The organism is Megasphaera massiliensis (assembly GCF_000455225.1).
Classification (GTDB): Bacteria; Bacillota; Negativicutes; order Veillonellales; family Megasphaeraceae; genus Megasphaera; species Megasphaera massiliensis.
Genome location: NZ_HF954537.1, coordinates 1,090,927 through 1,105,847, shown reverse-complemented (window position 1 = coordinate 1,105,847; position 14,921 = coordinate 1,090,927). Strand labels below are relative to the sequence as shown.

General features: G+C 51.2%; 13 protein-coding genes and 3 tRNA genes. 14 read left to right on the top strand and 2 right to left on the bottom strand.

Annotation, left to right across the window (positions count from 1 at the left end):
- The first annotated feature begins 25 nt into the window (after nt 1–25).
- From TX77_RS08515 to TX77_RS08480, 8 genes are all read left to right on the top strand, one after another.
- Nucleotides 26–1,300 (top strand): PTS galactitol transporter subunit IIC, encoded by a 1,275-nt coding sequence (locus TX77_RS08515; RefSeq protein WP_044504375.1) that lies wholly within the window; start codon nt 26–28, stop codon nt 1,298–1,300.
- 122 nt (nt 1,301–1,422) lie between these two features.
- Nucleotides 1,423–2,460 carry a zinc-binding dehydrogenase gene (locus TX77_RS08510; protein WP_044504374.1) on the top strand — a complete coding sequence of 346 codons (1,038 nt, stop codon included), beginning with the start codon at nt 1,423–1,425 and terminating at the stop codon, nt 2,458–2,460.
- A 76-nt stretch (nt 2,461–2,536) separates the two neighbouring features.
- Nucleotides 2,537–3,379, top strand: coding sequence for a transketolase (locus tag TX77_RS08505; protein WP_230198091.1), 843 nt, complete (start codon nt 2,537–2,539; stop codon nt 3,377–3,379).
- Complete coding sequence (locus tag TX77_RS08500; protein WP_044504373.1) at nt 3,379–4,299, top strand: transketolase family protein; 921 nt, start codon at nt 3,379–3,381, stop codon at nt 4,297–4,299. The genes TX77_RS08505 and TX77_RS08500 overlap by 1 nt, the downstream gene beginning before the upstream one ends.
- Before the next feature lie 36 nt (nt 4,300–4,335).
- A complete protein-coding gene (gene rpiB, locus TX77_RS08495; protein ID WP_044504372.1) occupies nt 4,336–4,773 on the top strand; it encodes a ribose 5-phosphate isomerase B in 438 nt (145 codons plus the stop codon).
- A 17-nt stretch (nt 4,774–4,790) separates the two neighbouring features.
- Entirely contained in the window at nt 4,791–5,753 is a 963-nt protein-coding gene (locus TX77_RS08490; RefSeq protein ID WP_071822360.1) for an ATP-dependent 6-phosphofructokinase, read from the top strand.
- 124 nt (nt 5,754–5,877) lie between these two features.
- A complete protein-coding gene (ptsP, locus tag TX77_RS08485) occupies nt 5,878–7,509 on the top strand; it encodes a phosphoenolpyruvate--protein phosphotransferase (protein WP_044504370.1) in 1,632 nt (543 codons plus the stop codon).
- A 107-nt stretch (nt 7,510–7,616) separates the two neighbouring features.
- Nucleotides 7,617–8,297, top strand: a complete 681-nt coding sequence (locus TX77_RS08480; protein ID WP_044504369.1) for an HAD family hydrolase — start codon at nt 7,617–7,619, stop codon at nt 8,295–8,297.
- Nucleotides 8,298–8,558: 261 nt separating this feature from the next.
- Here the strand turns inward: TX77_RS08480 and TX77_RS08475 are convergent, their stop codons facing one another.
- The gene (locus TX77_RS08475) at nt 8,559–9,737 is read right to left on the bottom strand and encodes an MFS transporter (protein WP_044504368.1); all 1,179 of its coding nucleotides are present in this window, start codon (nt 9,735–9,737) and stop codon (nt 8,559–8,561) included.
- A gap of 109 nt (nt 9,738–9,846) precedes the next feature.
- Between TX77_RS08475 and TX77_RS08470 the strand changes: the two genes are divergently transcribed.
- The 6 genes from TX77_RS08470 to rlmH all read left to right on the top strand — a co-directional run bounded on the left by TX77_RS08470 (nt 9,847) and on the right by rlmH (nt 13,977).
- Complete coding sequence (locus TX77_RS08470) at nt 9,847–11,034, top strand: pyridoxal phosphate-dependent aminotransferase (RefSeq protein WP_044504367.1); 1,188 nt, start codon at nt 9,847–9,849, stop codon at nt 11,032–11,034.
- Nucleotides 11,035–11,160: 126 nt separating this feature from the next.
- Nucleotides 11,161–11,237, top strand: a tRNA-Ile gene (locus TX77_RS08465).
- Nucleotides 11,238–11,285: 48 nt separating this feature from the next.
- A tRNA-Ile gene (locus TX77_RS08460) sits at nt 11,286–11,362 on the top strand.
- 67 nt (nt 11,363–11,429) lie between these two features.
- Nucleotides 11,430–12,365, top strand: a complete 936-nt coding sequence (locus TX77_RS08455; protein ID WP_044504366.1) for an MBL fold metallo-hydrolase — start codon at nt 11,430–11,432, stop codon at nt 12,363–12,365.
- Between the two features lie 2 nt (nt 12,366–12,367).
- Nucleotides 12,368–13,498, top strand: coding sequence for a S1C family serine protease (locus tag TX77_RS08450; protein ID WP_044504365.1), 1,131 nt, complete (start codon nt 12,368–12,370; stop codon nt 13,496–13,498).
- Nucleotides 13,498–13,977 (top strand): 23S rRNA (pseudouridine(1915)-N(3))-methyltransferase RlmH, encoded by a 480-nt coding sequence (gene rlmH / locus TX77_RS08445; RefSeq protein WP_044504364.1) that lies wholly within the window; start codon nt 13,498–13,500, stop codon nt 13,975–13,977. Before TX77_RS08450 ends, rlmH begins: the two co-directional genes overlap by 1 nt.
- Nucleotides 13,978–14,569: 592 nt before the next feature.
- Here rlmH and TX77_RS08440 read toward each other — a convergent pair.
- Nucleotides 14,570–14,645, bottom strand: a tRNA-Lys gene (locus TX77_RS08440).
- Nucleotides 14,646–14,921 lie beyond the last annotated feature (276 nt).

The window sequence follows — 14,921 nt, the reverse complement described above, 5'->3', positions numbered from 1 at the left end:
TGTCTTATAAAGGCGGTTTCATAAAATGGAACAATTAACACCCATGGTACAAGCATTCTTAGCTCTTGGGCCTACCGTTATTTTACCAGTATTCATTTTCTTCATCGGCTTACTGTTCCGTGTTAAACCGGCAGAATCCTTCCGCTCCGGCCTGACTATCGGCGTTGGTTTTGTAGGAATCAATTTAGTTGTCGCCTTGTTAGTTGATAACTTGGGACCGGCAGCACAGGCTATGGTTGCCAATTTCGGCATCCAGCTGACGGCTATCGATGTCGGTTGGCCGGGATCGGCAAGTATTGCTTGGGCATCGCCGATTGCAGCGGCGATTCTCCCAATCGGCTTGTTAGTAAACTTCGTCATGCTCGTCACCAAGACGACGAAGACGATGGACGTCGATATTTGGAACTACTGGCACTTCACTTTCTGCGGTGCTTGCGTTTATGCCTTGTCGAACAGCTTCATCATGGCTATCCTTGCCGCTGTTCTCTTCGAAATCGCCATCTTGAAAATTGCTGACTGGACGGCACCGTATATGGAAACATACTTCGGCCTCGAAGGGATTTCCGTTCCGACCGGTTCGGCAGCTTCCTATGCCACCCTCGGCGTTCCGCTTATCTGGCTTATCCAGAAGATTCCTTTCATCAAAGACCTCAAAGCGGACCCGGCTTCTATTCAGAAACGCTTCGGTATCTTCGGCGAACCGATTTTCATGGGCTTGTTCTTAGGTATCATCATCGGTGCGCTTGCCGGCTATAATCCCGGTAAAATCATCCAGGTCGGCATGGCTATGGCCGGCGTCATGGTTCTCATGCCGCGTATGGTTAAGCTTCTTATGGAAGGCTTGATTCCCATCTCGGAAGGGGCTCGTGAATTTTTACAGAAACGCTTTGGCGAAGACTCGGAAAATGCTAAGATTTACATCGGTCTCGACGCAGCGGTTACGACCGGCCATCCTGCTGTTATCGCAACGGCCCTGATTCTCGTCCCGCTTACCTTGTTAATGGCGGTCATCCTTCCCGGAAACATCGTACTGCCCTTTGGCGACTTGGCGACCATTCCCTTCTTCGTTGCGATGATCGTAGCTGCAGCCCGCGGCAACATCATTCACTCCGTCATCGCCGGCGTCGTTGTTATCAGCATATCCTTACTCATTGCTTCGTTTATGGCTGAATTCCAGACGTCCATGGGCCTCATGGCACAGTTTAAGATGCCTGACGGCGCCGCTCTCATTTCTTCCATTGACCAGGCAGGTAACTTCGTCAACTTCATCATCTTCCAGATCTTTGCATTGTTTGCATAATTATATGCCCGTGCAGGGCGTAAAACCGCCCTGCATCTATTTTTTTGACTATTTTTAAGATATTTTCCACTAAAATTAGAATTTAAATTCATAAAAGTGTATTTTTATAGGAGGTAGTTATCATGAAAGCACTCGTTAAGATGCAAGAAGGCGCAGGTAATTGGGCTGTTATCGATAAACCGGAACCGAATCCCGGCGAAGGCCAGGTAAAAATTAAGGTAGAATATATCGGCATTTGCGGCAGTGATATTCACACGTATGAAGGTCACTACAACGTCAACGCCAAAGGCCTCACTATCGGTCACGAATTTGCCGGCGTCGTTGCAGAAGTAGGCCCCGGCGTGACCAACGTCAAGGTAGGCGACCGGGTTACCAGTGAAACGACCTTTGAAGTCTGCGGTACCTGCGAATATTGCCAGGCTGGCGAATACAACCTTTGTTCTCACCGCAAAGGCCTTGGGACACAGCAGGACGGTGCCATGGCACAGTATATCCTGGCCCGTGCCCAGAGCTGCCACATCCTGCCGGAAAATGTAACCACTCGTCAGGCCTCGATTACGGAAGCTGCCTGCTGCGCTTACCATGGCGTACATAAAGCCGATATAAAACCGGGAGATATCGTCCTCGTCCTGGGTCCCGGGCCGATCGGTCTCTTGACGGCACAAGTCGTCATGGCCCGCGGCGGCCGTGTCATCATGACCGGCCTTACTTCAGATATGGGCCGTTTGAAGATTGCCAAGGAAAAATTTGGCGTAGAATACATCGTCGATGTACAGAAAGATGACGTCAAAGCTCTTGTCAATGAACTGACCAACGGTTATGGCGCTGATGTCTGCTATGACTGCACCGGTGCCGTTCCCTCCATGCAGTCCGGCATGGATTTGCTCCGTAAGAAAGGGCAGTACGTACAGATTGGCTTATTTGCCAAAGACGAAGTACCCGTAGACTTCTCCAAGATCATTCAAAAAGAATTGGTCGTATACGGAAGCCGCAGCCAGAATACGCACGATTGGGAACCGACGCTGCAGCTCATGAGCGAAGGCAAAATCAACGCTGATAAGATGATTACCCATGAAGTAGGTATCGACGAATGGGATAAAGCCTATCAAATGCTGAAGAGCGGCGAAGCCACAAAAATCGTCATGCATCCGATTGGCTAATAGAAAAAAGTAGTCGTAGACACGCCGGTCTGGGCCGGCGTGTTATGACGTAATATCCCATTCAGGAGGTTTTCGTATGAACATAGATTGCAATACCGTGAAAATGGAAACGGAAAAACGCGCTCGTCAGTTGCGCCGCAACATCGTGCGCATGCTGACCGAGGCCGGATCCGGTCATCCCGGCGGATCCCTTTCCATCATCGATATTTTGAACGTCCTCTATTTTGAAACGATGCATATCGATCCGGCACAGCCGAAAATGGCGGACCGCGACCGCTTCGTCCTCTCCAAGGGCCATGCAGCACCGGCGTTGTATGCAGCGCTCCAGGCACGCGGCTATTTTGCCGAAGAAGAGCTCTGGAAGCTTCGTAAGACCGGTGCCATGCTGCAGGGCCACCCGGATATGAAAAAGGTTCCTGGCGTCGACATGTCAACAGGATCGCTGGGGCAAGGCCTTTCAGCAGCTAACGGAATGGCACTGGCAGCAAAACTGGATAAGGCCCCATGGCAGGTCTATGTCATTGCCGGCGACGGTGAAATCCAGGAAGGTCAGATTTGGGAAGCTGCCATGAGCGCAGCCCATTATCATCTCGACAATGTCATGCTTTTCGTCGACTGCAACGGACTTCAGATCGATGGTACCAACGACGAAGTCATGACCGTCAATCCTGTCAGTGACAAATTTAAGGCCTTTGGCTGGAATGTCATCGAAATTAACGGTCATGATTACGAGGCAATCCGCGGAGCTATTGCTGCCGGCAAGAGCGTCAAGGATAAACCGACGGCTGTCATCAGCCACAGCGTCAAGGGCAAAGGCGTTTCGTTCATGGAAAATCAAGTGGGATGGCACGGCAAGGCTCCATCACCGGAACAGTGCGCCCAGGCTCTGAAAGAACTGGGAGAAGGAGGCGAAGCGTAATGGCTATGGCAACTCGGGCAGCCTATGGGAAGCTGCTGGAAACTGAATTATATAAAAATCCCCGCGTCGTCGTATTGGACGCGGACTTAGGGAATGCGACGAAATCAGCTTCGTTTAAGAAGGCAGCTCCAGAACGCTATTTCAATATGGGCATTTCTGAAGCGGATATGATGGGGACGGCAGCAGGACTAGCGACAGCCGGCAAGATTCCCATTGCCAGCACTTTTGCTATCTTTGCAACGGGCCGTGCCTTTGAACAGATCCGCAATTCTATTTGCTATCCTAAGTTAAATGTTAAGATTGCTGCAACCCATGCCGGCCTTACCGTCGGTGAAGACGGTGGCAGCCATCAGGCGATTGAAGACCTTTCACTCATGCGCAGCCTGCCCAATATGACTGTCATCAATCCGGCCGATGCGAAAGAAGCGCAGGAAGCCTTGAAAGCCGCTGTCGACTATGAAGGCCCTGTATACATTCGTCTCGGCCGTGCCGAAGTGCCTGATATCCACGATGATTCCTATCAATTCCAGTGGGGGAAAGGCGAAATTTTACGTGAAGGCAGTGACGTCGGCATCATCGCGACGGGCATCATGGCTGCTAAAGCGTTGGAAGCTGCAGATGCCTTGGAAGCCAAGGGAATCCATGCCCGGGTCATCAACATCCATACGCTGAAACCCTTGGATGAAGAACTCGTCATAGAAACGGCTAAGATGACAGGCCATATCGTTACCTGCGAAGAACACAGCGTCATCGGTGGACTGGGATCGGCTGTCAGTGAAGTATTAGTACGCCATTGCCCGGTCAAGCAGGACTTTATCGGCGTTGACGATTGCTTTGGCCAGTCCGGTAAACCGGCAGAATTATTAGAAAAATATGGCCTTACAGCAGCGGCCATCGTAAAAGCGGCTGAAACGAAATAAGTTAATACTACGTATGTGATTAGGAGGCAGATAGCGGTGAAACTCATCATTGGCAGCGACCATGGCGGTTTTGAATTAAAAAAATCAATTATAGAGTATTTAGATAAAGAAGGTATTGCCTATACCGATGCAGGTACCCACACGTCGGAACGGTGCGACTATCCGGTCATTGCAAAAAAAGTAGCCGAAGCCGTAGCCGCCGGTGAATACGACAGAGGTATCCTCCTTTGCGGAACGGGCATCGGTATCGGTATTGCAGCCAACAAGGTTCATGGAATCCGGGCGGCTCTTTGCCACGACATGTTTTCTGCAGAATACTGCCGGCGCCACAACGATGCCAACATTCTCACCATGGGCGGTCGTGTCATCGGTCCGGGACTGGCCATCGAAATCGTCCGTCTTTTCCTCACGACCGGCTTCGACGGCGGCCGTCATGCAGAACGGCTCAATATGGTTAAGGAAATGGATACGTAAAGGATCTGACGACAGTGATTAATAAAATTGGAGTATTAACAAGCGGCGGCGATTCTCCCAGCATGAATGCTGCCATCCGCAGCGTGACTCGGTATGCCATCTATAAGGGCCTGACGGTGGAAGGCATACAGCGTGGCTATGAAGGCTTGATCCACGGCGAAAGCTTGGCTTTGAATCGTCGCTCTGTAGGCGGTATCATCCATCGCGGCGGTACGCATTTACGGACGTCTCGTTCTGAAGAATTCATGACCCAAGAAGGGCGGCTGAAAGGCTATAACTGGCTCGTGCAGAATCACATCGATGCCCTTGTCGTCATCGGCGGCAACGGCTCCATGAAAGGCGCTGAAAAGCTGAGTGAAATGGGGCTGCCGACGGTTACGATTCCCGGCACTATCGATAACGATATGGCAGGAACGCAATATACCTTGGGCTATGATACGGCTGTCAACACCGTATTAGAGGCAGTGAACCGAATCCGGGATACGGCTGTTTCTCATGACCGCGTGGCCATCATCGAAGTCATGGGGCGCCATGCAGGCTTCATCGCCTTGGAATCGGGACTGTCCTGTGGGGCTGAAATCGTCTTGATACCGGAAAAGAAGATGTCCATGGAAGAAGTGTCCCACCATCTGGAAGCATCTCATAAGCAGTGGAAAAAGAACAGCATCATCATTACGGCGGAAGGCGCTGTGAGCGGAGCCGAGGTCCTTCAGTATATGAAGGCGCATCATCCGGAAATGAATCCCAGCCTGACCGTTTTGGGCTATCTCCAGCGCGGAGGCGCACCGAGTGCCCGCGATGCGAAGATGGCCAGCCTTTTTGGACAGAAGGCTGTAGAATATCTGCTGTCTGGCGGTACGGGGGCCGTCGTCGGTCTTATCCACGACAACATCGTTGCCACGCCTTATGAGGAAGCTGGCCAATTTCAGTTCGGTATCGATGAAAACGAATATGAATTGGTCCATGCACTGGGAATGTAATAGGAAGGTTTACTAAGAAGGGGCCCTTCTTTTAAGGCAAACCTCTCAAAGTAACGAACAAGAGGAGCCTTGTTGTATAGGTCTCCTCTTCTTTTTATGTACCCCTTGGAGGAGGTAATTTCGTATGATTACGTTAATGGGGAAAAGCGTCTTTCGCGGCATCACCATTGGACCGCTGGCACTTTTTCATCGAAACACGATATCTACAGCTGTCCATGAAATAGAAAGTGTTGAAGACGAAGTCAAACGCTTTCATGGAGCTAGAGAAAAGGCTGTGGAACAACTGCGCATGCTCTATGATAAGGCCGTTCAAAAGGTAGGCGAAGAGCAGGCTGCCGTCTTTGAAGTCCATCAAATGATGCTGGAAGATGACGACTATATCGAATCCATTGAAGGACTGATTCAGGATAAAAATATGAATGCCGAAGCTGCGGTAGAACAGACGGCCCGGTTGTTTGCCGAAATGTTCCGATCTATGGAGGATGCCTACATGCAGGGCCGTGCGGCCGATGTCCTCGATATTTCCCGTCGCGTGCAGATGGAATTGTGCGGCGGTCAGGGCGTCGATTTCAGTAAGTATGGTGAAGTCATTATTGCAGCCGATGACCTCGTACCGAGCGAAACGCTCCAGCTCGATACGGATAAGCTTATTGGCTTCGTCACCTCCGGCGGAAGCACGAGCTCGCATACGGCTATCCTGGCCCGTACACTGGGTATTGCTTCTGTCGTAGGCACGGGAACACAGCTTCATCAGGACGTAGACGGCATGTTGGCAATCATCGACGGGACTACGGGCATGGTTTATATCGATCCCGATGACGACACCCTGGAAAAGATGAAGGCGAAGAAGGCTGAAGAAGACGAACGGCATGCTAAATTAGAACAAGTACGGGGACTTGAATCGGTGACCCTTGATGGCAAAAAAATCAATGTCTTTGCCAATATCGGCAATACGGAAAACCTGCCGCAAGTGCTCCAAAATGATGCGGAAGGCATCGGGCTGTTCCGTAGCGAATTTCTCTATCTCGGCCGCAAGGATTATCCGACGGAAGAAGAACAATTCGAAGCCTACAAAAAGACAGCCCGGACCTTGGAGGGCAAAACGGTTGTCATCCGGACGCTCGATATTGGCGCTGATAAAAAGGTGGATTATTTTAACTTGGCGCCGGAAGAAAACCCGGCCATGGGCATGCGGGCCATCCGCATCTGTCTGACACGGCCTAATCTCTTTAAAACTCAGCTCCGAGCCCTCTGCCGGGCGTCCGCCTTCGGAAAAATTGCCATCATGTTCCCGATGATTATCTCGGTAGATGAAGTGAAGCGCTGTAAGGCCCTTTTACAAGACGTTCGGGCAGAACTGGATGAACAGGGACTACCCTATGATCGCCATATGGAAGTGGGCATCATGATTGAAACGCCGGCGGCAGCGGTCATGAGTGACGAGCTGGCAAAGGAAGTCGATTTCTTCAGCATCGGCTCCAATGACCTGACTCAGTACACACTGGCTATCGACCGTCAGCAGACGACACTCGATTCCTTCTTTGATGCCCATCATCCGGCGGTACTGCGTCTCATTGAACAGACCATTCAAAACGGCCATAAGGCTGGCATCTGGGTTGGTATCTGCGGTGAATTAGGCGCAGATCTTACCTTGACAGAACTGTTTCTTCGCATGGGTGTCGATGAGCTTTCTGTAAGTCCATCGGCTGTGCTGGGCCTGCGTGAAAAAATACGTTCCCTTGATTTGACAAAATAAATTGTCCATTGTACAGTAAGAAAGAGTCTGTACAACGTGAGATTACTCATTGTATACAGGCTCTTCGTAATTTCGATGCCCCAGGGTATCGTGGCTGAGGAGGATATATGGATAGACGAAAGCTGTTTGTGTTTGACCTGGATGGAACTATGTTCGATACGGAAATTATTTCCTATCAGTGTTGGCGGGACGTATCGGCCCGTTACGGATTCAAAATGGGACGTGATGTATTTGATCTCATGTTGGGCCGTGACAACCTGCGCGTCCGCTCTACCTGTGAAAATGCCTTTGGGCCGACTTATCCCTATGACCGGGTGTGCAAGGAGAAGATAGAACTGCAGCTGGAGTACTACCGCACCCATGATATTCCTATGAAACCGGGATTACTCCATATCTTGGAATACGCGAAAGAACAGGGCATCCTCTGTGCTGTTGCCTCGTCGTCACCGCGGAAACTCATTGAGTATCTGCTGAAAAAGACAGCTATCGATTCCTTCTTCACCGTCGTCCAAAGCGGAGAAGAAGCAGCCCATGGAAAACCGGAACCCGATATCTTTCTCATGGCTTGTGACAAGGCCGGCATTGCACCGGAAGATGCCCTGGTTCTGGAAGATTCAGAAAGCGGCATCCTGGCAGCTCATGCCGCAGGAATCCCGTCCGTATGGATCCCGGACCTTGTGACGATTCCCGAAGAGGTGCAGCAGTTGGCTTGGCAATGCTGCCAACGGTTGGATGAAGTACCGGCCCGGCTGGAACCAAACTATGGTAAGACGCATATGAACGGCTAAAAATGATATACCCCAAAAAGTTAGACATAACCACTGCAGCAAACAGGCTGCGGTGGTTTTTCTATGCAGCGGCATGGCTAAGTACGTAGGTTGCCGGACTGAATCCGCCGTGTGTTTCCTCGGGTGCTTACGTATCGGTTGAGCTGCATGAAGCTTAGCCTTAAAAGGGCATATACTATAAAAATCCCCCTAAACTTTGGATTTTTTGTCCAATGTCAGGGGGATAATCTGTTGCTTAAAGGGACAGCTTCAATGGTTTTCTTAACTGTGCAGATTTTTCCAAGCCTTTGGTACGGGGATGAGGAAGGCGAAGATGGAGCCGATGACGGCGGCAATCCAGAGGATTTGCAGGGCTGTTGTCAGGCCCCATTGGTCGGCACCCCAGCCGACAAGGGGTGAGACCAGTCCGCCGATGGTCGTCGTAAGGCCCAGGGTGATGCCGGAAGCAAAGCCGACATTTTTCCCAAGGTAGGTCTGTCCTAAGACGACGATAGGGCTGTAGGCGGCAAAGAGGGAGAAGGCGACGGGCAGGAGCAGTAATGTCGCCGTGACGATATTGGTGCTGTTGACCAGGAAGAACATGGACGGAATCATGAGCAGCATGGCCCCGCGCAGAATGCGGATGAAGCCGAAGCGATCGGCCAGGATGCCGCCGAGGAAGGTGATGACGACGCCCATGGAGAAGAGGATTGATAAGGCGAGACTCCCTGTCGTCGGGGCAGCGTGGAGGACGTTGATCCAAAAGAGGGGAATGAAGGCGTTGCAGAGTGTAAAGCCGATGGAACGGACGAAGATGATGACCGACAGACGGCTGAAGGCACCCCATTCGTTTTCCTTGACTTCGCCGGGATGGGCTTTTTGTTCTGCTTTTTTGGATTCCTGTACGAGGGACAGGATGTGAGGCATACGGTTGTAGATGATGAGGGCCAGGATGGTGTTGACGACGCCGAAGATGGCAAGACCGCGGATGTCAAAGGCATAGGCACAGGCACCGGCGACGATCGGTCCTACGGCAAAGCCGGCATTGCCGCCGACGGAAAAGGATCCTAAGGCCTTGCCTTTTTGATCGCCGGCGATGTTGTTGACCATGCGGGCTGCTTCGGGATGATAGATGGAGGAGCCGAAGCCGCTGAACATGGAGAAGAGGAAGATGAGCCAGTAGTTCTGCGTAAAACCGAGAAGGGTCAGGCAGATCCCGCAGAGGATGGGCCCTAAGGGAACGAACCAGGGTTTTGAAATCTTATCGGAGTAATATCCGAAGATCGGCTGCGACACCGAGGATAAGAGCATGTTGGCAAAAATGAGTGTCGCGCCGTCTTGGTAACTGAGGTTGCAGGTCGTAATGAAGTAGGGCAGGAGGGCCGGAATGGCGCCTTGTGCCCAGTCGACGGAAAAATGGCCCATCGTAAAGAGATAGACGTAGGGACTTTGTTTTTTCATGAAGGTCTTCCTTTCGTTTTTTTATCGTTATTATTATAACACAAGATTGTTTTCTTTTTTTGGGCGATATATAATAGAATATATTTATTGCTAAAGGAGTTGTGTGAGTATGGCATCAAAAGAAATGTACGCCCTCGGTTCTCAGGCTTCGGTCATCCGCGACCTCTTTGCCTATGGCCAGGAACAGGCAGCCGTCGTCGGCAAGGACAATGTCTTTGACTTCAGTATCGGAAATCCCACCGTTCCGGCTCCGTCCTGTGTCCGTGAAGCGATTGAAGATATTTTGCGCGAGCGCGAATCGGCAGCTATCCACGGCTATACGGCGGCAGCCGGCGACGGCCCCGTCCGTCAGGGCTTGGCTGATTTTATGAATAAGACCTACGGCGCCGATGTACGGGCCGACAATTTCTATATGACCTGCGGGGCGGCGGCCTCTTTGGTCATCAGTCTCAAGGCCATCGTCGAAGACCCTTCTGATGAAGTCATCTTGGTGGCTCCGTTCTTCCCGGAATACACAGTTTTTGTGCAGAATGCCGGGGCTAAATCGGTCATTTTGCCGCCTGATACGGAGCATTTCCAGATTTCTCTCGATGCCATGGAACAGGCCATTACGCCGAAGACGCGGGCCATTATCGTCAATTCGCCCAACAATCCGTCAGGCGTCGTCTATTCGGCCGAAACGTATGAAAAGTTGGCCGCCCTCCTCGAACGAAAATCGAAGGAAATCGGCCATCCCATTTACCTCATTTCCGATGAACCGTACCGTGAAATCATTTACGATGGCCTTCCCATTCTCTATGTACCGAAGTTTTACCGCGACACGATCATTTGCTATTCCTACAGCAAGTCCCTCAGCCTTCCGGGCGAACGCATTGGCTACATCCTCGTTCCCGACTGCGTCACCGTTTCTAAAGAGGTATATACGGCAGTCTGCGGTGCCGGCCGCTTCATGGGCTTTGTCTGCGCACCCCATCTGTTCCAGGACGTCATCTTGAAATGTATGGGCCAAACGAGCGACGTCGACGTCTATGACCAAAACCGGAAGTTATTGTATAATGGTTTAAAAGAAATGGGTTATGACTGCGTCTATCCCAGCGGTGCCTTTTATCTCTTCGTCAAATCGCCGGAACCGGATGCCAAGGCCTTTTCCGATAAGGCCAAGAAACTGAACCTTCTCATCGTGCCGGCAGACAGCTTCGGCTGCCCGGGCTACGTCCGCATTTCTTACTGCGTCGATCCCGATATGATTCGGCGTTCCTTTGCGGCCTTTGAAAAGCTCATGGCCCAGTATCGCTGAAGACGGCCGGTTATCTAAAGGGAGAGGGCCGTTTGACTGCATAGGATAAATAAAATGTAAAGGATTTGGAATAATTTTCTTGACACGTTCTGTATCTGTGGTATACTAAACAAGTCGTTAGGAAATGGGCCTATAGCTCAGCTGGTTAGAGCGCACGCCTGATAAGCGTGAGGTCGGTGGTTCGAGTCCACCTAGGCCCACCATTTCTTTATGACTGACAATCGGGGATAAGGAAACGTCATCCCATACATGGGCCTATAGCTCAGCTGGTTAGAGCGCACGCCTGATAAGCGTGAGGTCGGTGGTTCGAGTCCACCTAGGCCCACCACACAGACCATCGTTTGGAATTATTCCGGAACGATGGTTTTTTTTGAATCATGGGAAGGAGGGACTTAATGACTGAATGTGAACGGCAGCTCCAGGAAATGGCCTTGTCCATTCAGGAGGCAAGGCGGGAAGCCGGCTGTGAAACAAAAGTAACGGTGCCGGAACCGTCGATGGATGCCATCCCCAACCTCGGCGGCGAAGCGAGGTCCGGCGACTGCCTGGTCAGTATGCTGGCCAGCGGCAGCAAGGGCAATGCGGCTTATATTCGCTGCGGAAAGACGAATATCCTCATCGATGCCGGTATCAGCTGCCGCCGTATTGAGAAAGGTCTCAAGCGTTACGGCTGCGCTCTCGGTGACCTCGATGCTGTTTTTATTACGCATGAACACTCAGACCACGTGGGAGGATTGGCGACGCTGTTAAAGCGGACTGATATGCCAGTCTACACGACGGCCGAAACGTGGCAGGCTATGGGACGGAAGACCGATGGCTTTGACCATCGCTTTGTCCGCCTGACGCGGCGCGTGGCCTTGAAAGATATAGAGGTGACGCCTTTTGCCATCTCCCATGATGCGGCCCGTCCCGTCGGCTACAGCCTTCGCCACGGCGATGCCAAAATCACCTTGGCGACGGATTTGGGGTATGTCAGCCCCGATGTGGCAGCGGCTGCGGCTTATGCCGACATCCTGGTGTTAGAATCCAATCACGATGAAGAGATGGTCCGAAACGGTCCTTATCCCTATGCCCTTCAGCAGCGGATACTCGGACGCTGGGGCCACCTGTCCAACAAGACGGCGGCAGCCTTTTTGGCATCCCTTCCGACGAAAGGCCTCATGCGGGTCCTTCTGGCTCACCGCAGTGAGAAGAACAACACCCCGTCTCTGGCTCTCCATACGATGCGCACGGTGCTCGCTCAGTCCGGCCGCGTCATGGGTCAAGATATTTTATTGCGGCTGGCCTGCCAAGACGGCAGCGTCCGCTTTCAGGAAAGGAGTAGTGACTAAGTATGCAGCACAAACGTATCCTTACGGCCATCGTTGCCGTAATCCTCATCGCCGGCGGCGTCTTTGGGGGCTTTAAGCTTCGCGATACCTTTTTTTCACCGAGCGGGACCTACCAGGGGACGACGAACCAGCTTCAGGAACCGGAAAAGTCGGAATCCATTTCGAATGCCCGCAATACGGCTGTCGTTCAGGCGGCTAAGAAAGTAAGCCCGGCTGTTGTCGGCATTACGACCAAGGTCTATAACCGCGACATGTTCAACCGTAAAGTCCTCGTCGGCGAAGGCGTCGGCTCCGGTGTCATCTTCGATAAGGCCGGTTACATCGTTACCAATAATCACGTCGTCGGCACGGCTAAGACGGTCATCGTCTCCCTGGCTGACGGACAGAGCACGGAAGGTACCGTCGTCGGCCGCGATGCCAGAACGGACTTAGCCGTCGTAAAAATCAACATGGATAATCTGCCGGTCGCTGAATTTGGCGACAGTGACTCCCTTCAGGTCGGCGAACCGGCCATTGCCATCGGCAACCCCTTGGGTCTTGAATTCCAGGGAACGGTTACGGTCGGCGTCATCAGCTCCCTCAACCGGACCATCGGTGCGGAAGGCCAGAGCATGAAGCTCATCCAGACTGACGCAGCCATTAACCCCGGCAACTCCGGCGGCGCCTTAGTCGATGCTGACGGCAAGGTCATCGGTATCAACAGTGCCAAGATTTCTCAGGAAGGCGTCGAAGGCTTAGGCTTTGCCATTCCGATCAATGCAGCTCGTCCGATCTTACAGGACCTCATCACCAACGGTAAAGTTGTCCGCCCGTACCTCGGTCTCTACGGCCTTGACCAGCAGATGGCAGCTCGCTTCGGCATGCAGCTTAATGCTCAGGGCATCTACGTCTACCGCGTCGTTCCCGGTGGTCCTCTCGATCAGGCCGGACTCCAGCACGGTGACGTCATCGTTAAGTTGGACGGCACGGACGTGAAGGACTTTGCATCCCTCCAGAGCGTCATGGATAAGCATAAAGTCGGTGATTCCGTCACTGTTGACTACACGCGGAACGGCATGAACCGTGAAGCCACCATCGTTCTCCAGGAAAGCCCGCAGACCGATTCGGCTGACGACGATGTGAGCGGCAACTGATGAAATACCATCTCATCACCATCGGAAAAATCAAGGAGAAGTACCTTACGGCCGGAATCGATGAATTCTTGAAGCGCCTCCGTCCTTACGGCGACGTCACCGTGACTGTCCTGCCCGAAGAAAAGATGCCTGACAACCCATCGCCGGCCCAAAAGGCACAGGTCCTCGATAAAGAAGGGGAAAAGATGCTGCGCCACGTCCGGGAAGGATCGCACCTCATGGCCCTCGACGTAGGCGGCAAGCTCGTATCGTCGGAAGAACTGGCAGAATCCTTTTCAGAACTGGCCCTTTACGGCTGCAGTGAAATCTCCTTCATCATCGGCGGTCCCTTCGGCCTCAGCGACATCGTCCGCAGAAAAGCCGACAAATGCATCTCCTTTGGCCGCATCACCTTGACCCATCAGATGATACGCCTGATCCTGATTGAACAAATCTACCGGGCTATTAAAATATCCCGACATGAACCGTATCACTTGTAATGTGAAAAGCAAACATCCCTCACTACCGTTTGAGTAGTGAGGGATGTTTTTGCGTTTAAAATCGTTTTATCGGATATCCAGCGGAAATAATATCCGCTAAGTTGTAGTATAAAACGCTTTTCTTCTGCGTTTTCTGAGGCATAGCGTCATGATGAGTGGCTGTTGCGATTTTTGCAACAACCACTTTTTTTGAATATGAAAAAAGATAAAAAATAAGGGACATGTCGTAACACGTCCCATCCAAAACCATATATAATATGATTTTCAAGTTGATTGTAGTATAAAATAGGACGAGTTAGTTGTCAATCGTTGGGAAAAATATAGAACAGGTATTCTTTTTTTGCAAATGCTGACAGTTAAAATAGCTTCAAGATTGCAGAATGCGTTTTTGTGATTATTATTATCCTATTCAGTTATAAAATGGTATTTTACAACTGAATCCTTATCCAGCTCATATTCCTTACAGCACCGTCGTAAATGGTGGGGAATAATTTTTATTCAGGGGGTCAAAAAGGGGTCAAAGGCATCTGACTTTTGGGGGTCACATAAAAATAGCCACCGCACAAATGCGATGGCTATCAGCTTTCTCATATGGTGGACCATCAGGGGATCGAACCCTGGACACCCTGATTAAGAGTCAGGTGCTCTGCCAGCTGAGCTAATGGTCCATGTTTGTTGTTGGTGTGCTGACCTCGTGAGCACATTTGTTATAATACACCAAATGTAAAATAATTGCAAGCTTTTTTTTGTGAATTTTTCCAAAGAGGCCGAAAGCCGTGATAAATATGTCGAAGCCTTCCGCAATAGGGCATTTATTAAAACTTTCTGAGAAGGACCTCTCAGTTGGCAGGATAATTCTGTTTTACAGCGAAATATATAAGTATCGGTTGTAATGTAAGATAAAAAATGGATTCGTGTTCATAAATACGTTTTGACATCGGAAG